Origin of the sequence: Paenibacillus pseudetheri (genome assembly GCF_924513355.1) — a bacterium.
Taxonomy (GTDB): Bacteria; Bacillota; Bacilli; order Paenibacillales; family Paenibacillaceae; genus Paenibacillus_AQ; species Paenibacillus_AQ pseudetheri.
In genome coordinates this window covers 34,502-56,709 of record NZ_CAKMAB010000033.1, presented here as the reverse complement: position 1 = coordinate 56,709, position 22,208 = coordinate 34,502, and the positions used below count along the sequence as shown (strand labels likewise).

Below are 22,208 nucleotides of genomic sequence, written 5' to 3'. Positions count from 1 at the left end.
TAGTGTGTACCGATACTCTTATTTCATTCCTATTTTCTTTTAAGCACAAAAAAAAGCACCGTCATTAGACGGCGCCTCTTCCTTAAACTTATCTGAACATCACTTTATCTACATTGTATTTAGACTTCAATTCATTAATGATATACGTTTCGTAGATCTCTCTATGAACGGGGCTCTCGATTAAACTTACATCAATTCTGGTGACTTCGTCCCGATGCAGCTTGATATCAGATACGGTGTCTTCAAAATGTTTTTTGATTCTGGGTCTTAGCTTTCTCGCTTTACCTACAAACAACAACTCATCTTGGTCATTGTAGAACATAAAGATACCGCCGTAATCCCTTGGAATCAGATGGAAATCAGTGAATCCGTAAATATTGCTTAACTGCGGGTTGATTTGTTTAGTAATACTAACATCCACATTGGGCATAGTTATGTTGATCATTTTAGCTCACGTCCTCTTTCTATATAGGAGTAAATAGTATCATAAGTTAACCTTTTATTCTATCTTTCACAAAGAGCCTGGTTCTTTATTCTGCCTTGGACTGACGACTCATTAGAGCTTGGACAGTCTCTGTTATCCCTTGTTCAAAAGGAGTAGCAGGAATTGGACCCACAACACGCTCGTATTTACCACCGCTTAGGACCACAGGCTCTTTGGTTAAATATAGCATCTCAACGATCTCTTTCATGACTGGAACGAATACACCGAGCAGCGATAATCCAACCTTTCCTAAGGAGATAACGGGCTTCTTAAAGCCGCTTGCTGCTTGCGCTCTTCTAACGATATCCCGCCCTGAGATTGTGCTTGCCCCCGGAATGTTCCAATTCTGACCATAAGCTCCATCTCTACTAGCGAGCTCAACAATCATGACAGCGGCATCCGGCAAATACACATACTCACGGGCAACGGTCATATTTCCGATGAACACTGCAGTTTTACCTGCAGCGATGGACTCCAGGGTCGATCCTAAATAGGAAGCCTCATTGGCAGTAGGTCCATAATAATCCGGTAAACGGACAATGAGCCGCTGTGCTTTACTCCAACGCTGGCTAAAAAACATTTGTTCAAACTCAAGTTTCACTTTACCTTTTTTTGTATGCGGATTCTTCGGATATTCCTCGTCGATCGGCTTGTCATTCTGTCTTCTTCCATAAGGATAAATGCCATCCACCGCAACAACCTTTATCCCCAGCGTATTAGCCGCCTCCATGACCGCCTCTCCCATAGGTAACAGTCTTGTGCTCATTTCATTATACGGAACAGATGCACTATGAAAAATAATATCCACATCCTGTGCAGCTGATAATATATCCTTCGAATTAAATACGTCCCCTGCCATTAGCTTAAGAGCGGCGGGATTACCCAGCTTTGTTGCAAGCTTCTCCAGCTTTGGAATCGATCGCCCAAAGGCCACCGTTTCTATCCCTCTCTTTAATAATTCAGCGATAATTACCGTCCCTGTTCCCCCGGTTGCACCAAGCACAAGCGCCTTTGTTAACATAAATATGATCCCTCCTTGTTATTGATCAATCACTAACTAATGATCATAAATCTAAGAGCCGAAGCTCTTAGATGTTACAACGTATTTCATATCTACTACTCTGTCCGGTGTTTCGGCTTCAACTCTGGCATTCCAAGGGCCATAGAAATATTGCAGAGCATACCATTGGCCATGAAGGTACTTACCTCTACTTCAGGCTGCTCGATCCCAGCGGCGACAAACTTCTCGTGTACAAGGTTGGTGATCTCAAGCATTCCCTTTTTCATCGTTTCACGGATGACTTCATCGCGAATCCCTAACCCCTGAACTTGCAAAATAATCTCATTCGGATGCGTCTTCATCAACAACTCGTATACTTTAATGCTTTCCTTTAACACTTGATCTGCTGGGGCCTCTACTCCTTGAAACGAACGAATAATGCGTTCAAAAGCCCGCTCTAAGGAAGCAACAAACAATTCTTCTTTATTCTTGAACACCTTAAACACATAGGGCTGAGAAATTCCTACCTTTTCCGCAACCTGTGCTGTCGTAGCTCGGTAGTAGCCATTCTCGGCGAATACAACAACCGCTGCCTCCAAGATTTGTTCTCGGCGGTTTACGGAAACCGATTCATCCGATTTCTTGCGGCCGGAACTAGATTCTGTAGTCATAATAATCTCCTTACGCAACCAAATCCATTAGGTTATTGATCAATCACTTTCTTGATTAGAGTATATGCTCATCTCCTAAATAATGCAACTTAAAATCAACTATAATTTTTATCAACTTTCATCCGTACAAAAATACAGTAAAAGTTAATTCCCCATCTCCACTGGAAATATTACTAAAAGATATGACATTATTCAGAACCTTCTCACCAAAGGGTTGTGATTTTCCTCATGAGGGTATTATAAATATTAAGGTAGTGTAGAGTTGTGTTAACTTCATGAAAAGAGCAATTAGCATCTAGGAGGATTTGATTCATGTCAGCAACAGACAGGCAAAAAATTGTAGATAGTGTCCCGCAAACCGGATTTTTCGGACATCCTAAGGGACTATTCACACTCTTCTTTACTGAATTTTGGGAACGTTTTTCCTATTATGGCATGAGAGCGATCCTTGTTTACTACATGTATTATGAAGTAAGCAAAGGCGGGCTCGGATTTCCAGAGGATATGGCCCTTTCGATTATGTCTATCTACGGATCACTCGTATATATGTCTGGAATTATAGGTGGATGGCTTGCGGATCGGATTTTCGGGACTTCGAAGGCTGTCTTTTACGGCGGCGTTCTAATTATGTTCGGGCATATTTTACTGGCGATACCGGGAAATGCCACGCTATTCTTTTCTTCGATGATTATGATCGTGCTTGGAACCGGACTTCTTAAGCCCAATGTATCAAGTATTGTAGGCGAAATCTATAGTGAACAAGATAACCGCCGCGACGCTGCTTTCAGCATTTTTTATATGGGTATTAATCTCGGCGGATTCATCTCTCCGCTAATTGTAGGCGCTGTAGGTATGAATAATTTCCATCTAGGCTTCTCGATAGCCGCAATCGGAATGTTTATCGGACTAATTGTTTACGTAGTGACTCGCACCAAAAATCTGGGTCTGGCAGGTACGATTGTACACAACCCGATCCCAGCCGAACAAAAGAAAAAATTATTTACTTGGATTGGTATTGGACTAGTTATACTTGCTTTATTAGTTACGGTCGGCATTCTTACTGGAGCACTCACCTTTAAGACATTCATTAAGATCGTAGGGGTGTTAGGACTACTTATTCCTACAATGTACTTTATTGTGATGTACCGCAGTCCCAAAACAACAGCTGTAGAGCGATCACGGATTGTCGCGTACATCCCTTTATTTATTGCTTCGATTATGTTCTGGGCGATACAGGAACAAACTTCAACAGTTCTAGCAAGCTTTGCTGATAAGCGTACCCAGTTGGACTTTGCAGGCATACACATTTCTCCAGCTTGGTTCCAATCGCTTAACCCGCTGTTTATTATCGCCCTTGCACCTGCATTTGCATGGATTTGGTTAAAGCTCGGTAACCGCCAACCAACGATTCCACAAAAGTTCTCGCTTGGTTTATTGTTTGCCGGCCTGTCCTTCCTAGTAATTCTGATACCGGCTTACTTCGGTGGTGCCAATTCACTCGTGAATCCATTATGGCTGGTTCTCAGCTATTTTATCGTCGTCATTGGAGAACTATGCTTGTCACCTGTTGGCTTATCAGCAACAACCAAACTGGCCCCAGCTGCCTTTACCGCCCAGATGATGAGTATGTGGTTCTTGTCCAATGCTGCTGCGCAAGCTATTAATGCTCAGATTGTGAAGTTCTATACCCCGGATACCGAAATGCTGTACTTCGGAGTCATCGGCGGAGTCGCCATTGTGCTCGCGTTAATTCTCTTCCTGTTCTCTCCTAAGATTCAGAACTTCATGAAGGGTATTCGATAAACATATAAGGCTGTCGGGATATTCTCGGCAGCCTTTTTTTCGAGTCAATATTCTAAGCTAGGTCTACACCAGAAACATAGCAACAATCGTTGTAACTATCAGCCCAATCAACACCGGTTTAACGTTGCGTCTAGCGAGCTCAAATGGACTTACGCCGCAGATGGCGGCGGCTGGAATCAATGCCCATGGAATTAGCGTTCCCCCGCCAACCCAAATGGCAGATACCTGACCGAGTGCAGTTAAAGTAGCTGCGTCGGAATGTGTGGCAACAGCGAACAATTTTCCGATGGACCCCGCAAGTGAGATTCCCGAGAACCCTGAACCATCAAGGCCCGTAATGGCCCCTGTTATGGTAGCGGTCACAGCACCTACAGCACCATTTAGAGGTACATTATGCGCCAGAGCGACCCCTAGATCATTAACAATTCCCTGAGATGCAGCAGGTAAGACTTTACCAAACAATTCAGCAAAGGCCGAATCTCCCAGATAGAAGAATGCCGCAATTGGAATCACTGGACCGAATACTTTAAAGCCGAACGTAAGCCCATCGATCAGATATGTGGTGACTTGCTCCAGTCCTTTATTACGATGTGCGAGCAACGTAACTACAACCAAGATAAATACAGCAGTCCCGCCAACTAAGGCCGTTGCGTCTCCACCCTGTAAATCCAGCAGAAACATGCCTGCTACATCAGCTAGAAACAGGAGTGGGATAACGATCGCCAACCATTTCTTCAGTGTGGGAGGAATCACCGCTTGACCCTCGACCGCGTCACTGTCTGCAGCTAGCGCACTCGCGGCATTTTTCCCGGAAATAAGTCCATCTCGCCAAGTACCGTTCTTCTGATCTCGTCGCATCATCCAGTAAGCTGTTACCGTAGTGACTACACCCATCACTATAACAAGCGGAATACTCGCTTCCATGACACTGCTTACCGGAAGTCCTGCCGCATCTGCCGTCAATTTAGGTGCACCTTGAATAATATAATCACTCGACAGCGCAATCCCATGACCAAATAGATTCATCGCAATCGCTGCTCCAAGTGCAGGCAATCCTACGCGAATAGCAACGGGCAGCAGCACAACCCCTATCAGGGCCACTGCTGGCGAAGGCCAGAAGAACCATGATGTCACCATCATAATCAAGCCAATGCCCCAAAATGCCATAAACGGCGTACGTAAAAAACGGGTAAGCGGGGCAACCATCGTCTCGTTTATTCCGGTACGTGTTAAAACTCTGCTCATGGCTACAATGATCGAAATAATCATAATCGTACCCATAAGCTCCTTAGTTGCATATACAAAAGAGTTGAATACGCCTGTGACCGAACCACTAACCGTTTCTGTCGCGAGCCAGCCTAATACAAAGATGCCTGCAATACAGATCATCGTTGTATCCCGCCGCTTAATCAGAAGTGCCATAATGAACACGATGAATGCCAGATATACATAATGGAGCGCTGTTAATTGGATGCCCATCTCTGAACCACACCCTTCTCCTGCTTACAAGTGCTATATGTTATGCAGGGGTGTAGGCTAATGTTCGGTAGAAATGGGCGCTTAACTATTTATGGTTTAAATAGAAAGAGACGCTTTTGCTAATGTATCCATCACCTCGTCGCTTATAAATGGTGCGATAGACACGAGGGCTTTTATCCCTTCTTGTTCAAAGGCTCTTCTTGCGCACTCATCTAGTACCTCGTCACTTATAAAAGGAGCAATAGACAATAATGCGTTAATGCCTTCTCGTTCAAAGGCACTTCTTGCACACTCATCCAGCATCTCATCGCTTATAAACGGAGCAATAGACAACAGCGCATGAATTCCTTCTTGCTCAAAGGTAACTTTTGCGCACTCATCCAGCATCTCATCGCTTATAAACGGAGCAATAGACAACAGCGCATGAATTCCTTCTCGCTCAAAGGTAACTTTTGCGCACTCATCTAGTACTTCTTCGCTGATAAATGGAGCGATGGATAGCAGATCTTGTATCGATACTGGATCCTTCACATGTTCAAATACCTCGTTCACATGTTCCGTAAGAAGAATGGGCGCAACTTCGGAAATTTCGGCTACTGAAAGCTCATTTTGATTTAAAAATTGTTCTGTGGTATTTTCGAGTACATTTACTACTATCTGTGTCGATTTGCTCTTTTCAAGGATTGCATCAATGCTCACATTAAAAATTTCGGCCAGCTGGGGAAGCTTAGAAACATCCGGCATAGTCTCTCCTCGTTCCCAATTACTAACCGCCTGATAACTAATGCCTAGTTGATCGGCAAGCCCCATCTGAGTCATCCCTGTCTGCTTTCTTAAATCAGCGATATTCTTGCCTACCTTTAACATATCGAACACTGAAATCTCCTCCTCATTTATGATGATTTCAGTGTATCTATTACTATTAATTTTGTATATCAAGCGTTACTTGAGTGCTTATCGAGACGCCTAGAACGCAAAAAAGCCGCCCCACGCGTAGATAGAATCTAAGCATGAGACGGCTTTCTTAGTGTTGCCTATTTAGAAATTTATTATTTAGCCACGACTCCGCCATCAACTGGAAGCTCAACACCTGTAATGTAAGAAGCTTCATCGGAAGCCAAGAACAATACAGCTTCAGCTACTTCAGAAGCACGTCCAACGCGCGGCAATGCAGTCTGGGACATAAAGAAGCTATGCATTCTTTCATCATTTACAAATTCAGCACTCATTGGAGTTTCGATAAATCCTGGGTGAACAGAGTTCACGCGAATGTTATCTTTACCAAAGTCTACAGCTGCTGCTTTACTCAGCATACGAACGGCACCTTTAGAAGCTGTATAAGCGCCAGCACCGCTGCTGCCAGTCAAACCTGCGATGGAGGAGATATTGACGATGGAACCACCTTTATTGTTCTTCATTTGAGGAACAACATGTTTCATCCCAAGGAATACGCTGCTTACGTTAATGTTCATTACTTTGTTCCATTGGTCAACAGTGGATTCAAGCAATTGAACTGGGAACGAGATCCCTGCGTTGTTTACCAGGATGTCGATTTTTTCAAATTTGCTAATCACATCTTCTACAACTTTGATCCAGTCTTCTTCGGAAGCTACATTATGTGCATAAGCTGCTGCTTGTCCACCATTGGCTTCGATTTCTTTTACAACTGCTTGTACAGCAGCTTCGTTAATATCAGTTGCTACAACTGTAGCACCTTCTTTGGACAATAAAAGGGCTTCTTCACGACCCATGCCACTGCCTGCACCTGTAATAATTGCTACTTTATTAGTTAGACGATTCATAATTAAGTCTCCTCTATAATCGTATTGTGATATAATAATTCGAGCGATGATAGTCATACTATCATTGTGATATTTATCATATCATTATTACGAATTAACTACAACCTCTCCTTGCTTAATCCAATAAACGGTGGATATAATACTAATAATTAAAGAACCTAATTAAAGAATGGAAGGGTCTATCCCTCATGAATCCTAAAGCACGCTACGAAAAAGAACGATACGACGGTAAACAGCAGCGATTATATACGATTCTCGAATCCGCAGAACGAATATTTTCGCAAAAAGGAATTGAAAAGTCGACGATGCAGGATGTCGCAAGTGAAGCAAATATCGGGATTGCGACGCTGTTTCGATATTTTCCCAGAAAAGAAAAACTGATCGTGGCGGTGGCCACCCGAATGCTAGAGCCAATGCTCGATTATTTTAAGTATGTAGCGGACTTGCCACTTACCTGTCTCGAAAAGATCGAGATGTTATTCGATTTTTTTATTCAGGATCAAAATCATTTAAGCATTATTTTTATGGTCAATTTTGAAAGCTATGCCTCTCACTTAAATGAACCTGTTGAGGATGTTCTGGATTTCAATGCATTAAACCGCAAGATTTGGCATGAGTATTCCAGGATCATTCAAAATGGGGTGGAAGACGGTTCTATTCGCGCCGATCTCCCTGTGAAAGAGACCTTAATCACGCTGATGAACAGCTTTGCTCTCTTTTCCAGAAAGCTAACGATGAAAGAGAACATCCTCCTGCTAGAATCGGATTTAGACTCCGACAAGCAGCTTGAGCTTCTTAAACAAATCTTTCTAGAGCATTTAAAAGCCTAAAGAGCGCCAGTTTCCTTATGAGGGAAACTTGGCGCTTTTTTGATCATAAATTCGATTGCTAGTGAAAAGGACAGGTGGCCACAGGTGATCGTTGATAAAGGAAACGAGGGCTGTAATCATATTCTTTCAACTTATTGTCATGCCAAATTGGTGTAGCCGACGGAGACATAGGGGGAATCAACCATGACCAGCGCCCCGAAACCTGACGTCCATGTCCCTGCTCCTGCTCTTGGAATCTCACAAATTGATCGGCTGCTGTATGGTGATCAACGATGCTGACCCCCGCCTGCTTAAAGGAATGCAGTACTGCACGATTCAGCTCAAGAAGCGCCCGATCCTTCCAAAGCGTTGTGTTACTGGATCGGTCCAGTCCCATCAGATCAGCTATAGCTGGTAAAGCATTATACCGTCCAACATCCCCAAAATTACGCGAGCCAATCTCAGTCTCCATATACCAGCCGTTAAAAGGAGCCGCGGGGTATAGAATCCCGCCAATTTCCAACTGCATATCCGAAATGATCGGCACCGAATACCAGCGGAGCCGAAGCTCAGCAAAGGTTTCAATTTCAGGGTGGGTTAACGGAACCTCCTGAATGAGGTGTTGGGGAATAGGGAATACGTGGGGATGCCCATTGCCAATACTGATTACTATCGGCAACACATCATAATGGCCTCCTGTTCCCTGCCAGCCTAGTTGTTGGCACACTTTCGTAAATTCATCCGATGCCGGATCGCCAGCGCGTTCATGCTCAGCATCACCAGGATATCCCGCGTAACGAATCAATTGATGGTTCCAAATCCGGATTCTCCGATCAGGATCCTCCCCGCTGCGGAAGACCGTGATAAGTGGACGAATACGTCCTCCATTATTCGCCTTTTCCAGATGTCGCAGCAAAGCTTCAGCAATAGCCTCCTCGTTCTCTGCCAGACGTTCATCCATCAGCTCAATGGATTGCCAAAAGAGGCGACCAATGCAGCGGCTATTATGTCGCCAAGCCATTCTTGCCCCATGAGCCAGCTCTTCCGTTGTATGTGTGTAACTCCCGGATTGATTAATTTCTTCTCGTACGGCTTGGATGCGATGATCCATCTCAGCTTCCGTCTTATCAAGTTCAGCGTAACACTGACGAATGAAAGCCTCAGCCTGCCGGGTTAACTCCTCGACGTCCTTACCATTCATATTGTCTATCTCCCATCCAAGCTCTTGCTAGAACCTTCAATCCAGTATACCATCCCCACTCCTAAGCTACATCCTTAAGAAAACAGTGCATGAGAGTGAATGAGAACAACCCGTGAAGCTTAGAGCTTCACGGGTTGTAGCAGGAACATCTAGCGTTCTGAACGTTTCCCTTGCGTCTTTAATGCAGCAAGCCTGCTCTTATCCTCGGCCAGCAGTTCTTCAGCCAACTCCACACCTTGGGGGCCTAACCAGGCCTGAGCTTGCTCTACCGCCTGTTCGGTATGCGCCAAACGGTTCTCAGCCTGTGCCAAAGTCTGTTCTGTTGGATGACTAAGCGCCTGAGAGACAGAGAAATGAAGCTTGCCTAAAGCATTTTTGGCTTGAGTTACATTGTCGTTCGCTTGCAGACTGGAATCGGGTTGTTTCATAAATGAAATTCGCTCCCTTCTGAAATGCGCCTGTTCCCTTCTAGCATGGTTTAGGATAAGTAACTTTATGCATACACCCTACTGGATGATGGACTGCATGAAAGTAGTCATTTCTTTGCTGGCCTTATTTAAGCGTTCAATTACCCCGCTGAATTCGGTGACCAGTTCTGCTTGTGCATGTGAAGAAGCGGAGATCGCTTCAATTTCTAGCTCCATTTGTTTAATGGACTTTTGAACATCACTGAGTGATTTTTCAATATTATGGGTTGCTTCTTTGGTATTTACGGACAATTTGCGTACTTCCTTAGCCACAACGCCAAAACCCGCCCCCTGCTCTCCTACACGCGCAGCTTCGATGGCCGCATTAAGTCCTAGCAGGTTCGTCTGCTCAGAAATCTCACGAATGAAGCCAGTAACCTTATTCACTTCTTGAGACTCCGTTACCGCTCTACGTGTATTATCTAATATTTGCTGAGAGGTGGCCGATAATTCTTCAGATTGTGCAGCTACGCTCTGAACCATGTCCATTAGGTGATTACTTATCCCATTAATCTCGTTTGTAAATACCTCAAGCTTATTCTCATTCTCCAGTGTGTAGGCAATTGCGAACACACCTACTACTTCGTTGTCTGTTCCATATATAGGTACACATGTTGAAATCACAGGAGATCCATAAATTTCTGCTGGAATCCGGTTAAAGCTAACCTCACCTTTTAACCCATTTGAAAGCGTTAAGTCATCAGGCGGAATAGGACTTCCTTTGACCAGTCCAAAATCAATGGCATTACTTGGAGTATAATACTGGAAGATTTCCCTGTCCGTAATACCGATCATAATATCTTGCGAGTGAAGCTTTTTGAAGTAAGGTGCTGCGAGGACTAAGGCATCGATAATACTCATCTGTTCATCTCCCATTAAGTAAATGTATATGTAAGTTTATCGACACAATGGGTGACATAATGAATATTGTCATATTAAAGTAACAATCCTACCGTAGGATGGATTCATGAATACTAAACCTATAAGCAGACGCCAATTTCTGAAGAAAAGCGCTCAAGTAACACTGGGGCTATTTGGAACCGCTAGTGCATCCGGCATTTATTCACACTGGGTTGAGCCCTACTGGCTTGAAGTTAAATATATAGATATAAAGCTTCCTCTACTCCCTCCAACATTCGATAGATTTCGTATTGTTCATTTCAGTGATTTACATTTAGGGGTTTATACGAAGACGGAAGCCTTAGCAGAGTTAGTGCAGAAAATTCAACACGTTAGTCCAGATCTGATTTGCTTCACTGGAGATCTGCTCGATCATTCAGCCGAATATATTTCTGAAGCTGTAGCCTTGTGTTCACAGTTGCGGGCTCCCTTTGGACAATATGCAGTATTAGGTAACCATGATGCTTTTGGCACTAGGAAAGCTGTAACGAAAGGGTTAGCGCAATCTGATTTCCACGTACTTCATAATGAACATGTTGTCTTAAAAAAAGATGAAGCAGCACTTTATCTAGCTGGAGTAGATGATCCGTGGGTCGGCAAAGCAGATATCCATCAGGCGCTACACCATATCCCTGATAAGGCATGCACCCTGCTCCTTGCTCATGAACCCGATTTTGCTGATGAATATAGGAATCTTCCTATAGATCTGCAATTGTCCGGACATAGTCACGGAGGACAAGTGCGCCTTCCATTTGTAGGTGCCTTGTACACCCCGCCGCACGGCAGTAAATATTCAAGCGGATTATACCAGCTCCCAGATCGTCGACTCCAGGTCTATACCACACGTGGGATTGGAGTGACTCGTATGCCTATACGTTTTAATTGTCGCCCCGAGCTTACCGTAATTACTTTGAGAACCTCCTATTGATTCATAGAATTTTATAATGGTTAAGGAGAATAAACCTGAAGGTTAAAAAATCGTTAGAAACTTTGCGCTTTTCCACATTTAATACAACAACACTGTAACCCCAGATGTAACCAAAACTATTTGAGGCTTATGTATAATCGTAAGAGTGATAGAGGAACACAACACACATCGAACTACATATAAGCCCATTATTGGGAAGGAGATAATAAATCATGAACAAAACTATGAAATGGACGTCTGCTGTATTAGCAGCAGGAGTATTACTTGGAGGTACTGGACTCATCGGAGGGAATTCTGTTCAAGCTGCAACGACCGGTAGCAAAACGGTCAAACAAGCCGTTCAACAGCCCTCCGTGCTGCTTAAATATAAGGGCCAAACCTTAACACAGCAAGGGAAGATCGTAGACGGAAATACCATGATTCCCTTAACCGTATTACGCGACGCCTTCGGTCTTGCTATTCATTATAATTCAACCACAAAGACTTACAGTGTAAGTAGTGACTCGGTGAAGCTTAACATGGAGGTCTCTGACTATGGCGTCAGTACCGATTTAAACGGATATTACATTTATAGCATGACCGGAAATCATGAAGTGAAGATGATCAATAACCGCTTATATGTTCCATTCAAACTGTTAAATGATTATTTAGGTGTTCAAGGCGTATATAATCCAGCCCAGAAATCACTTGAGCTTAGCAAACAGGTGATGAATGACATCAAGATCACCTCTGTAACCTTAGACAAGAGCAATAAGAATGCTAGTATTAAAGTTCAGTATCCAAAAATCAGTGGTCTAACGGATGAAGTGCAAAACACGATTAATGCAGCCTTCAAAAAAGAGGCTGAACTATTCGTGTCAGAGGCTGAGAAAGAGTCTAGCCGTAGAGATGGCACGATAGAGAATAAATATGATTACTCTCAAAGTTATGTTGTCACCTTTAACCGTGAAGGCGTACTTAGTGTAGTAGTAGATCAATATGGTTATAGTGGTGGTGCTCACGGCGGTACCATGCGCGAGGGACATACCTTCTCGCTGAAGGATGGTAAGAAAATAGAACTTAAAGAGCTTCTAAAGGCAGAACCTAACTACAAACAAAAACTAGATAAAATGTTGAAGGCAAGCACCAAAGATATAGCTTTTCCGGAGTCAACTGGTGGACTAACAGATAAACCAGCCTTCTTTGTCAGTGAAAGCGGCTTAGCCATCTTCTATCAACAATATGAAATCGCACCTTATGCAGCCGGGATTCCTACCTACACCTTTAATTTCAGTTCAATACTGCCTAAAGGCACCGATCCATTTGCTTCTTTCAAATAAATACTACCGCAAAACAAAAAGCGCTTCAGTCAATCGACTGAGGCGCTTTTTGTTATCTATATTATTCTTCTAAACTGCCGGCTGGTCCAAAAAATTCAAAATGAATTCTGTCATCCGGTACCCGCCATTCCTTGAGAGCCTTATATATGACCTTCATAAAAGGGGTCGGCCCACAGAAATAGAATTCAGAGTTCACATCTGCTATTTCTTGAAGCCAAGAAAGATCAATATAACCAGATCTATTGTACTTGTCTTCTTCTCCTGGAGATTCATAACATACATAGGACCGAAGAGAAGAATGAGATTGCGCTAAATCTGCCACCCTATCTTTCATAGCATGCAAACTTCCATTAATGGCTGCATGAATATAGGTTACCTCGCGCTCTGGCTGTGCAGCAATTATTGTCTCCAGCATACTTACCATTGGGGTTAACCCCACGCCCCCACTGATTAGAACCACCGGAGTGTCACTACGCTGATCCAGTACGAAATCGCCCGCTGGAGAGCCCACTTCTAATATAGAGCCTACTTGGACGAAATCATGCAGATAAGTGGATACGACGCCCGCTGGTCTGTCTATCCCTTCACCTTCCCGTTTAACAGTGATACGGTAATACGCCTGTCCCGGAGCACTGGACAAACTGTAGTGGCGAATATGGGAATATTCTTCCCCCTCAGGCTGAACACGAACCGTGATGTACTGACCCGGGGAATAAGAGGAGATAGGCCCTCCATCCTCAGGAGACAGGTAAAAGGAAGTAATAAGCTCACTTTCTCTAACCTTCCGAGTGACAACAAAGTTTCTGAATCCACTCCAGCCTCCCGGAGCTTCTGCAGCTTCACGATACTTTTCTGCTTCCACACCAATAAAAGCATCTGCGATCACACCATAGGCTTTGGCCCATGCACCTATAATTTCCGGAGTTGCCGCATTGCCAAGCACCTGCTCAATCGCAGCTAACAAGGTCTCACCCACAATCGGATAATGCTCAGGCAATACACCCAGTGCTCGATGCTTCTCTGCAATCTGTTTTACCACCGGTAAGATATTCCCTAGTTGATCAATATTCATAGCTGCTGCAAGGACTGCGTTAGCAAGCGCTGTCTGCTGTCTGCCTTGCCGCTGATTGGCATGATTAAATATATTCAATAGCTCTGGATGGTTGTCAAATAACAGACCATAGAACGTCGTAGTAATGGTTGTTCCATGAACCTGTAATACAGGAACTGTTGATTTTATAATAGCAACCGTTTGTTGATCTAACATATGAATACCCCTCTCTCTTGAATTAGATAATGCCTCTATAAAAAGCATATAGAAGCTGCAAATGAGCGAGTGTGCGCTGAATCACTTTAAAATTTAATAAAATGTGAACAAGCAGAAAATGCAATGATATCCATCACATTCGAATGCCCGATCCAAAAAAAAGCTGTCCAAGTAGCTCGGGTAGCTACCGGACAGCACTTTAGCTCTTATTTTGCCAGCTCTACAAAGCCTTCTCCGAACACATCTCTTACATCGTGAATGGCGATAAAAGCCTCTTTATCAATCGATCTTACGATTTTCTTAAGCATGGTCACTTCCTGTTTGCTAATGACAATATAGAGCAGCTCTTTGGGTTCTTTAGTATAATACCCTCGGCCATAAATGACTGTGACCCCTCTATCCATGATTCCATTAACTTGTTCAGCAATTTTGTCCTGCTCCTTGGATACAATCGTAATGGCTTTCATAGGATTCACTCCCTCAATAATGAAGTCCATCACCTTAGTAGCTATATAGAGCATCACGATCGTAAACATCAGACTTTGAACACCAATGATGAAATACGAAGCAAATACCACAACTAAATCGACCAAGAGAAGAGCGTAGCTAACGTTCCAATCCAAAAATTTATGCAGGATTCTGGCGATAATGGTTGACCCCGCGGTCGTCCCACCCACGCGTATGATCATTCCGATACCTACACCAGACAAGATGCCTCCAAATATTGCATTGATGATCAACTCATCGCTAGCGATATGCCAATTTTTTGTAAGAATCAGGAATAATGAATTAAAAAACACCGCAATAATCGTGTATACCGTCGTTGTTTTATCCAGGAATTTATAACCTACAATCAATAATAAAGCATTAAGAATTAAGCTAACAATACCTGGTGACCACTGATACAAGTAGTATGTAATCATAGTCAGTCCCGTTACCCCGCCTTCACCGAACTCGTTCGGAATCACAAACAAGTTAACGGCCAAGGAGAACAGCAATGCTCCTACAATGATGGAAATAATATCCGAAATACGCTTTTTCATACCATGCCCCTTCTATCCTCTGTCTATATCTACCATCCACAAATACTAACATCGCTTCGATATAGTTGTAAACAATCCAGAAGAAACCAGCATTCTATATATGGTGTAACCGACTACCCCACCGCAAGTGTTTAAGATCAGATCATCCACGTCAAAGGTGCCGATATACAATACTAATTGTGTAACTTCAAAGCTCAGACTCAGTGCAAAAGAGAGTATGAAGACCTTTTGAAATAACCTTACTTTTTGCGACAACAGCATAGGAACAAAGGCTCCAAACGGAATAAATGCCAGAAGATTGCCCACTAAATTAAGTGATGAAAAAGGATCTGAAAGTGACAGATGCTTTATCTCTTGCGAGATCTCTTTAAAGGGTACATAGTTGCCCTGTCGTTTAAAAATTCTTTCGGGATGTTCGAGCATACGTCCCGCTTGTTCCCAAAGTGATTGCAAGCTAAAAGGTGCGCCTTTAAATACAATAATTCGGATCAAGAAATACATATAGACGATGAATACGGCTGCCAGCAATAATTTCATAATAGAGTTGCTCTTAGGCTCTGTACTCATCAAAATGTAGTGACAATTACGCCGTCCATATTATCGCCCGACGTTTTATATTGCCCTTTCTTTGGAATCTTAATACTTGTATAACCTGATACTGGATAATAGTTTACTGTATATGTTTTTCCGTCTACAACCGTTGAAATTTCACTATTCTCCTTCAAAAGATCTAAATATTGTTCCAGCACAATCCCCTTCTCATGAATGATCGCACTGTGCGGCAACCCGACATAACGGAAATGCCAAGGTTCATATTTAATCCCCGTAATCTCCGTTTTGTCCTTCGGATAGCGTAAAATAAAGCCGTATTTCCAAGAGTTATCTTCCAGCCATTTGCCTTCTGGCGCTTTGCTCATCTCCGATTGAGACGATCCGATGTCCAGAGATAATCCTAAATTATGTTCGCTATATTGTGCTGGCAAAGCATAGTCTGAGCCTTTTTCCTCATACAATTGCTCTTGCTCCTCAAAGTCTCTGTACCCACTGCTAATTAAAAAATGATTCACGCCATCCTTTTCAGCAGCCTTGATCATCTTATTGAATTTATGTGCAACACTTTCAGACAACCGAATCGAGGTATCTAGTAGTCCATAGCCCTGAACCAGATCCTTCTGATCAAATAAGGTCACAATATCAGACTTCACGCTGTCCTCATGTACCGGATATTGTCTGTTCACCAGCAATAAATCCCCTTGATATACCTGATCTTGCGTAACCACCTTTATACTATCGCTATCTCTAATCGATCCTTTCTGGATCTTATCATTCTTATCATTGTTATCAGCTAGATTACCCGTTTCCGGCAAATAACGAGCGGCTGCATAACCAAGCAACAACACAACGATCATCAAAAAGCCCCACTTCTTCATCCGTAATGTCCTCCCATTTCCTATTTACGCTTGATAAGAATAGAATAACGGAGACACTTTAAAGAAAAAGCGGGACAATTATAAAGTTTTTCTTAAAATATATAAGAGATCAGTGACCTTAGCCAGTAAAGGTGTATCCTACACCCCAGATTGTCTTAATAAATTTGTTCTTATTGATGTCTTCTCCAAGTTTTTTGCGCAAGGTACGGATATGCACCATAACCGTATTACCACTCTCATAATAGGCTTCTCCCCACACTTGTTGGAAAATGCTCTCTGCGCTAAATACCTGCTTGGGATGACTGGCCAATAAATGCAGAATATCAAACTCTTTCGGAGTTAAGTCTATCTCCTCACCGTAAAGAGTAACGGTATGTTCATCTGGTGAAATCGTCAATCCACCTACTTCAAGGACCGATTTAGGAACGGCTGCGGGCTGACTGAATTGTATAGAGCGCCGAAGCTGAGAATTAACACGGGCGACTAACTCCATTGGATTGAACGGTTTGGTCATATAATCATCTCCGCCCATGACTAGTCCCGTGATCTTATCCAGATCAGAAGTCTTCGCACTTAAAAAAATAATCGGCAGATGATGCTGCTCCCGAATGTGACGGGTTACCTCATAGCCATCCAGCCCTGGCATCATAATATCCAGAATCGCCAAATCTATCGTTTGGGACTCAATGGCTTGTACCGCTGCACGCCCATCGGATACTTTAATGATATGATACCCTTCTTTTTGCAAATGCAAAGCCACCAAATCCGCAATCTCCGCCTCATCATCCGCAATTAAAATCGTAATGCGCTTCATCTATACTTCACCCCTATAGGTTTATACTATATGATCTACATCCATTATACCCCAAACTTAAAAACCACTCCTAGGATGAAGTGGTTTCGATGAAATCTATGATGAATAAATAGAACTGTTGTATTATTATTTACTTTTATGATAGCTCTCTAGCAGGGCCTCTAATGAAATGCCATTAACTGTGGCGCCTGAAAGATTGCAGTCTTTTATCTCCACATTCGAAAGATCACACTCTACAAAAGATGTGCCGTTAAGCTGGCATCGTTCAAACTTATTGCCTTTACCATACAAGTGAATATCATGGAAATAAGCTTCTCCTAATTCACTATTGCTAACCTCAATTTCCCACAATCCGACTTCATTAAACTTAACAAGATGCATATTGATATCGTTAAAAGTAGTACTGCTCATATTAACATTGTCAAACTTGGTACCCGCCATATTTACATTAGAAAAGTTCGTCTTAGGCATATCAATATCATCGAATTCACTTTGGCCCATGGCCACACGACGAAAGTTGGTTTCAGGCATTCTTTCATCCTGAAAAACCCTCTTTTTAAATTCGTCCTGCAATTTGTTTTCACTTAGATTGTTATTCACTGTACTCAACATCTCCCTTTTTAAGATCGTTCTTGATCTGCGGAGTCTACTCTCGACAGCTTCAATAGATAAATCAAGGAAATCAGCGATCTCCCTAACCTTATAGTTGTCGATATAGAATAGAATGGTGACTATACGGTTAGCTTCGGATAAGGTGTTTAATGCCTTCCACACATCTTGCTGGAGTTCTTTTCGGAGGAGCTGATCTTCAGTGGTCTCCAGCTGAGAAACCTCGATTTGCTCCATGAATTCATATGCAGCTTTCTTCTTATTCACTCTAAACCAATCCATACATTCCCGTGTAGTAACTGCATATAACCAACTGGCGAGTTTCTCTGGCTCTTTTAAGTTGGGTAAATTACGATAGGTTTTAACAAAAACCTCTTGTGTAATGTCTTGCGCGGTGTGGAAATCACCCAATTTACCGTAAGCTACTCCGTATACTGCATTGGAATATTTACCGATAAGCCCACTGAATGCATCCATATCCCCTTTACACACTTTATCTACCAGTTCTGCATCCGTACAAGTCACTATCTGCCTCCTTAACAATCAAGCTCATAACATAGACGGAAAAGGAGTTCAAAAACCGTCTTTATGCCTGTAAATATTCTTTTTAATGAAGAGAGGTCGATTAGGACTCTGTACCACTGGCTTGCCGATACAACTCTCGACTTTTATAACCAGCCCTTAAAATCATCTTCATTTCCTCTTTACGCTTAGCTCTTGTTGCCTCTTGTTTGGCACTATAGACATATCGAGCCCAATCTTTGCGATATCCCGGGGTAAGCGATTGATAAATCTCAAGCAAATCCGACGTATCTTTCAGATCTTGCTCCACATTTGGAATGAAAGAAATATAATCATCCACAGATTGACTTGGTGTATTGGAAAGCTGACCTTTACCCTTAGCGTCCTCTTTTAACCCCACAACTGTAAAGACATCATCCAATCCTACCATGCGTGCAAATTTAATATTGCTTGTCCCGATGTAGCCATTCTCATCACTGCCCAGACCCTCTAGTAAGTCGTCACGATGAATAAAGGTCGGATACACTTTGTTTCCCTTTTTAGGGTACGCCACAAAGAGATAGCCATTCTTATGAAGATGCTGTTGCTCAATCACACGGTTCACTAGTTCCTGTAACGACACCATGTCTAGTACAAAGGCAAATATAAGATCATACGCCCCATTTAGCGAGGTATCATAATCCGTCAATTCCACTAAATAATCGGAGCCTTCTGGTTTACTCAATATCGCTACTTGGTTGTATTTTTGTAAGTTCAGCTTTTCTACGATTGTTTTAGTCACTATGCTTCATCCCCCAAATGTATTCGGATGCTTCTTCATCGTGATCATTATAGCCTAATCGCTACCCAATCTAAAACATTCTACGGGCCGTCACAAAACGCTTCTTCCACTTCTCACTCAGGGCTTCATAATGGACGCCTTGCTCTTTAGAATACGTATGCAATATCTGATTATTTCCCGCATACATGGCAACATGACCAATGTCGAGACCACGTGCACTAAAGAAGAGGAGATCCCCTTTACGGAGTTCACTGATCGCAACTTCCTTCCCTTCTTTGGCTTGATTATAAGAGGCGCGTGGCAGATCCACCGATAACACGTTATCAAATAAATGCGCTACGAAAGAAGAACAGTCAAAGGTAGATGTCTGGTTCGTTGCTGCACCAAATTCATAAGGGGTTCCCAAATACTTTTCACCGTAAGCAAGCAACGCGCTTCCCTGCTTCTCAGCGAGCGACTCACTAGTATAATCGCTATATTTCGCTTTAGCAGATATGTACCCCGTCTTGTTATCTTGCGTTCGCACTTCTAACCACAAAGCATCCACTTCTCTAACGATATGGACTTTATCGCCTACGGACAACATTTGCTGGACACCTGATTGATCCGATGAATTCGGCGAACTGCGCAGGTTAACCCCATAACGAATCGTTGTATCGTAATTCAGCGCAGAATAGATGCGGACGGTCCGAGTGTTAGCCTCCCACTTCACGGTGCTACCTAGAGCCTCGCTTACAAAACGCAGCGGCATCATCGTGTTACCACCGACAACCTGGCCCGGGACGGTTAAGCTTAGGGCTTGTCCATTTTTGTTCGCGGATAAATTTCCTATTTGATAGGTCAGTACCAGATTTCCCTTAGTGGCCTTAACTGTTTTGGTATCGTTGTTCCATGAAATCTTTGCTCCCTGTTCTTCAAACAGCTTGCGCATGGGAATAAGCGTTGTACCGTTTATGAGCAAGGGCTGAACCTCTAATTCAAGCTGCCGATCATCCAGAAAAACGCCTGTAACCTGATTCAAAGGCGTTACCGCCGCATGGGCTGGAGCTGCATAGAGTATAGATGTAAGTAGTGCAAATAGAGTGGCTTTCTTATGAATCCTCATGATGTCATCACCTCGTTGATTGATATGTTCAATTATTATTACTAAAAAAAGGGTAATTAGTTTTGTTACAATTATTGGGGTTGCCGTCTAACTACAGCTCAAACCATGTAAAAAAGAGGACTGCGGTCACCTTTCGGTGCCACAGCCCTCTTTTTAATCCACTTCAAAAATAGAATCGATAATGACCGGAAGATTATCCCTTACAGAAACAGCACCCAATACCGAACGAGCATGACTGCCCTTGTCTCCGAATACCTCCAGCATTAAATCCGAACAGCCATTAAGCACTTTGTGATGTTCTTCGAATAAGGGGTCTGCATTCACAAATCCTTGAATTTTGACCACTCTCTTCACTTTATCCAAGGAGCCTAAAGCTGACTCAAGGACAGCAAGGATCTCTATACCAGTCTGACGTGCAAAATGGTAGCCTTCTTCGGTGTTGAACTCCTGTCCTAGCTTTCCTTTGGGATGCCCAGCAGGTCCTTTTCCCGATACAAAACATAATCCATTAACGATGACGTAGTTAGCATACTTTGCCGCGGGTTCACTAGCACTAGGCAGGACAATCCCTAATGCCTCGAGTCTGTCCGCTATGATTCGATCCGTCACTTCAGTCTTCTCCTCCAATCGAAACTTCAATAAATTGGTAAGATCATACTGGTTAATCTAGAAAGGGTCAATCCTATTTTGCATCAACCTCTGCTTCCCATCTCGATATCTCAGCTCGAACAATTGGCGCTACTTCAGTACCCAATAGCTCAATGGCTCTCATTACATCCTTATGAGGCATCGTACCCAGCGGTACATGCAGCATAAAGCGTGTAATTCCTACGTGTTTGCGTAGGTGAATAATCTTCTCAGCAACAGTGTCTGGATCTCCTACATACAAGGCACCTTCAAATCTACGTGCCGCATCAAAGCTCGCCCGACTATAATGACCCCAGCCACGCTCACGGCCAATCACATTCATGCTAGCCTGCGTAGAGGGGAAGAACAGATCGGCCGCAAGCTGATTATCCTCTGCAATAAAGCCGTGCGAGTGTGAGGCAACCGGAAGCTTCGACACATCATGTCCTGCTTGGGCCGCCGCTTTCTTATAGAGCTTCACCAGTGGAGCAAACTGCAACGGACTGCCTCCGATAATCGCGAGCACAAGTGGTAGCCCGAGCAGGCCAGCACGAATCACAGATTCTGTATTGCCTCCACTGCCAATCCATACGGGCAAAGGATTCTGAACGGGGCGCGGATAAATCCCCAGATTATTAATGGCTGAGCGATGATTTCCACTCCAGGTTACTTTTTCGGATGCCGTTATTTTTAACAACAGGTCAAGCTTCTCATCGAATAACTCATCGTAGTCATTTAAATCATATCCAAAGAGCGGGAAAGATTCGATAAAAGAACCCCGGCCTGCCATGATTTCTGCCCGTCCATTTGAGATTCCATCAAGTGTTGCAAAATCCTGAAATACACGTACTGGATCAGCAGAGGACAGCACGGTTACCGCACTGGTCAGCCGAATTCGTGTCGTCTGTGAGGCAGCCGCAGCCAGCAAAACCGCTGGAGAAGATGCAGCATAATCCTTTCGATGATGTTCACCCACACCGAATATATCTAAGCCCACCTTATCTGCAAGAACAATCTCCTCTACGACCTCGCGCAATCGCTGTGCATGACTTATTAACTCCCCCGATTGAACATCCGGTGTTGTTTCTACGAACGTACTGATGCCTATTTCCACTTACGATTCCCCCTTAACTATAATTTTCTCTTC

At 43.3% G+C, this 22,208-nt stretch carries 22 protein-coding genes and 1 pseudogene; 4 read left to right on the top strand and 19 right to left on the bottom strand.

The features are described from left to right. Positions 1 to 88: 88 nt before the first annotated feature. The 3 genes from L1028_RS23030 to L1028_RS23020 all read right to left on the bottom strand — a co-directional run bounded on the left by L1028_RS23030 (position 89) and on the right by L1028_RS23020 (position 2,155). Positions 89 to 445, bottom strand: a complete 357-nt coding sequence (locus tag L1028_RS23030; protein WP_042192814.1) for a nucleotide excision repair endonuclease — start codon at positions 443 to 445, stop codon at positions 89 to 91. A gap of 85 nt (positions 446 to 530) precedes the next feature. Continuing rightward, positions 531 to 1,505, bottom strand: a complete 975-nt coding sequence (locus L1028_RS23025) for an NAD-dependent epimerase/dehydratase family protein (protein WP_234540101.1) — start codon at positions 1,503 to 1,505, stop codon at positions 531 to 533. A 95-nt stretch (positions 1,506 to 1,600) separates the two neighbouring features. Then, positions 1,601 to 2,155 (bottom strand): TetR/AcrR family transcriptional regulator, encoded by a 555-nt coding sequence (locus tag L1028_RS23020; protein WP_234540098.1) that lies wholly within the window; start codon positions 2,153 to 2,155, stop codon positions 1,601 to 1,603. Positions 2,156 to 2,467: 312 nt separating this feature from the next. Here L1028_RS23020 and L1028_RS23015 point away from each other — a divergent pair, with 312 nt between their 5' ends. Beyond that, positions 2,468 to 3,958 carry a peptide MFS transporter gene (locus L1028_RS23015; RefSeq protein WP_234540096.1) on the top strand — a complete coding sequence of 497 codons (1,491 nt, stop codon included), beginning with the start codon at positions 2,468 to 2,470 and terminating at the stop codon, positions 3,956 to 3,958. A 63-nt stretch (positions 3,959 to 4,021) separates the two neighbouring features. On the opposite strand, the gene L1028_RS23010 is transcribed toward L1028_RS23015, so the two are convergent. From L1028_RS23010 to L1028_RS23000, 3 genes are all read right to left on the bottom strand, one after another. Further along, positions 4,022 to 5,437, bottom strand: a complete 1,416-nt coding sequence (locus L1028_RS23010; protein WP_234540094.1) for a hypothetical protein — start codon at positions 5,435 to 5,437, stop codon at positions 4,022 to 4,024. Positions 5,438 to 5,533: 96 nt separating this feature from the next. After that, positions 5,534 to 6,304 carry a helix-turn-helix domain-containing protein gene (locus tag L1028_RS23005; protein ID WP_234540130.1) on the bottom strand — a complete coding sequence of 257 codons (771 nt, stop codon included), beginning with the start codon at positions 6,302 to 6,304 and terminating at the stop codon, positions 5,534 to 5,536. Positions 6,305 to 6,486: 182 nt separating this feature from the next. Beyond that, positions 6,487 to 7,239 (bottom strand): SDR family NAD(P)-dependent oxidoreductase, encoded by a 753-nt coding sequence (locus L1028_RS23000; protein WP_234540091.1) that lies wholly within the window; start codon positions 7,237 to 7,239, stop codon positions 6,487 to 6,489. A 188-nt stretch (positions 7,240 to 7,427) separates the two neighbouring features. Here L1028_RS23000 and L1028_RS22995 point away from each other — a divergent pair, with 188 nt between their 5' ends. After that, a complete protein-coding gene (locus tag L1028_RS22995) occupies positions 7,428 to 8,069 on the top strand; it encodes a TetR/AcrR family transcriptional regulator (protein WP_234540089.1) in 642 nt (213 codons plus the stop codon). A gap of 58 nt (positions 8,070 to 8,127) precedes the next feature. Here L1028_RS22995 and L1028_RS22990 read toward each other — a convergent pair whose 3' ends face one another. The 3 genes and pseudogenes from L1028_RS22990 to L1028_RS31865 form a co-directional block, all read right to left on the bottom strand. Continuing rightward, entirely contained in the window at positions 8,128 to 9,249 is a 1,122-nt protein-coding gene (locus L1028_RS22990; protein ID WP_234540087.1) for a nitric oxide synthase oxygenase, read from the bottom strand. Positions 9,250 to 9,398: 149 nt separating this feature from the next. Next, on the bottom strand, positions 9,399 to 9,677 hold the full coding sequence (locus tag L1028_RS22985; RefSeq protein WP_094868406.1) for a hypothetical protein: 279 nt from the start codon (positions 9,675 to 9,677) through the stop codon (positions 9,399 to 9,401). Between the two features lie 78 nt (positions 9,678 to 9,755). Then, positions 9,756 to 10,073 (bottom strand): annotated as a pseudogene (locus L1028_RS31865) (methyl-accepting chemotaxis protein); the annotation flags it as partial. A gap of 610 nt (positions 10,074 to 10,683) precedes the next feature. Between L1028_RS31865 and L1028_RS22975 the strand changes: the two are divergent. Both L1028_RS22975 and L1028_RS22970 read left to right on the top strand, forming a co-directional pair. Next, positions 10,684 to 11,544 (top strand): metallophosphoesterase, encoded by an 861-nt coding sequence (locus L1028_RS22975; RefSeq protein ID WP_234540083.1) that lies wholly within the window; start codon positions 10,684 to 10,686, stop codon positions 11,542 to 11,544. A 212-nt stretch (positions 11,545 to 11,756) separates the two neighbouring features. Continuing rightward, complete coding sequence (locus tag L1028_RS22970; protein ID WP_234540080.1) at positions 11,757 to 12,863, top strand: PdaC/SigV domain-containing protein; 1,107 nt, start codon at positions 11,757 to 11,759, stop codon at positions 12,861 to 12,863. A 61-nt stretch (positions 12,864 to 12,924) separates the two neighbouring features. Here L1028_RS22970 and hmpA read toward each other — a convergent pair whose 3' ends face one another. The 10 genes from hmpA to L1028_RS22920 form a co-directional block, all read right to left on the bottom strand. Beyond that, on the bottom strand, positions 12,925 to 14,130 hold the full coding sequence (gene hmpA, locus L1028_RS22965) for an NO-inducible flavohemoprotein (RefSeq protein ID WP_234540078.1): 1,206 nt from the start codon (positions 14,128 to 14,130) through the stop codon (positions 12,925 to 12,927). Positions 14,131 to 14,336: 206 nt separating this feature from the next. Beyond that, a complete protein-coding gene (locus L1028_RS22960) occupies positions 14,337 to 15,173 on the bottom strand; it encodes a YitT family protein (protein WP_234540076.1) in 837 nt (278 codons plus the stop codon). A gap of 45 nt (positions 15,174 to 15,218) precedes the next feature. After that, positions 15,219 to 15,710, bottom strand: a complete 492-nt coding sequence (locus L1028_RS22955; protein WP_234540074.1) for a VanZ family protein — start codon at positions 15,708 to 15,710, stop codon at positions 15,219 to 15,221. Positions 15,711 to 15,739: 29 nt separating this feature from the next. After that, positions 15,740 to 16,603 carry a M15 family metallopeptidase gene (locus L1028_RS22950; protein ID WP_234540071.1) on the bottom strand — a complete coding sequence of 288 codons (864 nt, stop codon included), beginning with the start codon at positions 16,601 to 16,603 and terminating at the stop codon, positions 15,740 to 15,742. 118 nt (positions 16,604 to 16,721) lie between these two features. Next, positions 16,722 to 17,417, bottom strand: a complete 696-nt coding sequence (locus tag L1028_RS22945) for a response regulator transcription factor (RefSeq protein WP_234540068.1) — start codon at positions 17,415 to 17,417, stop codon at positions 16,722 to 16,724. Positions 17,418 to 17,543: 126 nt separating this feature from the next. Further along, positions 17,544 to 18,551: a sigma-70 family RNA polymerase sigma factor gene (locus tag L1028_RS22940; RefSeq protein WP_234540066.1), complete on the bottom strand. Its 1,008-nt coding sequence runs from the start codon at positions 18,549 to 18,551 to the stop codon at positions 17,544 to 17,546. 100 nt (positions 18,552 to 18,651) lie between these two features. Continuing rightward, positions 18,652 to 19,332, bottom strand: coding sequence for a YdeI/OmpD-associated family protein (locus tag L1028_RS22935; RefSeq protein ID WP_234540128.1), 681 nt, complete (start codon positions 19,330 to 19,332; stop codon positions 18,652 to 18,654). A gap of 67 nt (positions 19,333 to 19,399) precedes the next feature. Continuing rightward, a complete protein-coding gene (locus L1028_RS22930) occupies positions 19,400 to 20,434 on the bottom strand; it encodes a C40 family peptidase (RefSeq protein ID WP_234540063.1) in 1,035 nt (344 codons plus the stop codon). A gap of 153 nt (positions 20,435 to 20,587) precedes the next feature. Further along, a complete protein-coding gene (locus L1028_RS22925; RefSeq protein WP_234540061.1) occupies positions 20,588 to 21,043 on the bottom strand; it encodes a RidA family protein in 456 nt (151 codons plus the stop codon). Positions 21,044 to 21,116: 73 nt separating this feature from the next. Further along, entirely contained in the window at positions 21,117 to 22,175 is a 1,059-nt protein-coding gene (locus L1028_RS22920; RefSeq protein WP_234540059.1) for an LLM class flavin-dependent oxidoreductase, read from the bottom strand. Positions 22,176 to 22,208 lie beyond the last annotated feature (33 nt).

Excerpts from the sequence above, each read along its gene's own strand:
- L1028_RS23030 (WP_042192814.1), bottom strand. The coding sequence starts at position 445 with ATGATCAACATAACTATGCCCAATGTGGATGTTAGTATTACTAAACAA.
- L1028_RS23025 (WP_234540101.1), bottom strand. The coding sequence starts at position 1,505 with ATGTTAACAAAGGCGCTTGTGCTTGGTGCAACCGGGGGAACAGGGACG.
- L1028_RS23020 (WP_234540098.1), bottom strand. The coding sequence starts at position 2,155 with ATGACTACAGAATCTAGTTCCGGCCGCAAGAAATCGGATGAATCGGTT.
- L1028_RS23015 (WP_234540096.1), top strand. The coding sequence starts at position 2,468 with ATGTCAGCAACAGACAGGCAAAAAATTGTAGATAGTGTCCCGCAAACC.
- L1028_RS23010 (WP_234540094.1), bottom strand. The coding sequence starts at position 5,437 with ATGGGCATCCAATTAACAGCGCTCCATTATGTATATCTGGCATTCATC.
- L1028_RS23005 (WP_234540130.1), bottom strand. The coding sequence starts at position 6,304 with ATGTTAAAGGTAGGCAAGAATATCGCTGATTTAAGAAAGCAGACAGGG.
- L1028_RS23000 (WP_234540091.1), bottom strand. The coding sequence starts at position 7,239 with ATGAATCGTCTAACTAATAAAGTAGCAATTATTACAGGTGCAGGCAGT.
- L1028_RS22995 (WP_234540089.1), top strand. The coding sequence starts at position 7,428 with ATGAATCCTAAAGCACGCTACGAAAAAGAACGATACGACGGTAAACAG.
- L1028_RS22990 (WP_234540087.1), bottom strand. The coding sequence starts at position 9,249 with ATGAATGGTAAGGACGTCGAGGAGTTAACCCGGCAGGCTGAGGCTTTC.
- L1028_RS22985 (WP_094868406.1), bottom strand. The coding sequence starts at position 9,677 with ATGAAACAACCCGATTCCAGTCTGCAAGCGAACGACAATGTAACTCAA.
- L1028_RS22975 (WP_234540083.1), top strand. The coding sequence starts at position 10,684 with ATGAATACTAAACCTATAAGCAGACGCCAATTTCTGAAGAAAAGCGCT.
- L1028_RS22970 (WP_234540080.1), top strand. The coding sequence starts at position 11,757 with ATGAACAAAACTATGAAATGGACGTCTGCTGTATTAGCAGCAGGAGTA.
- hmpA (WP_234540078.1), bottom strand. The coding sequence starts at position 14,130 with ATGTTAGATCAACAAACGGTTGCTATTATAAAATCAACAGTTCCTGTA.
- L1028_RS22960 (WP_234540076.1), bottom strand. The coding sequence starts at position 15,173 with ATGAAAAAGCGTATTTCGGATATTATTTCCATCATTGTAGGAGCATTG.
- L1028_RS22955 (WP_234540074.1), bottom strand. The coding sequence starts at position 15,710 with ATGAAATTATTGCTGGCAGCCGTATTCATCGTCTATATGTATTTCTTG.
- L1028_RS22950 (WP_234540071.1), bottom strand. The coding sequence starts at position 16,603 with ATGAAGAAGTGGGGCTTTTTGATGATCGTTGTGTTGTTGCTTGGTTAT.
- L1028_RS22945 (WP_234540068.1), bottom strand. The coding sequence starts at position 17,417 with ATGAAGCGCATTACGATTTTAATTGCGGATGATGAGGCGGAGATTGCG.
- L1028_RS22930 (WP_234540063.1), bottom strand. The coding sequence starts at position 20,434 with ATGAGGATTCATAAGAAAGCCACTCTATTTGCACTACTTACATCTATA.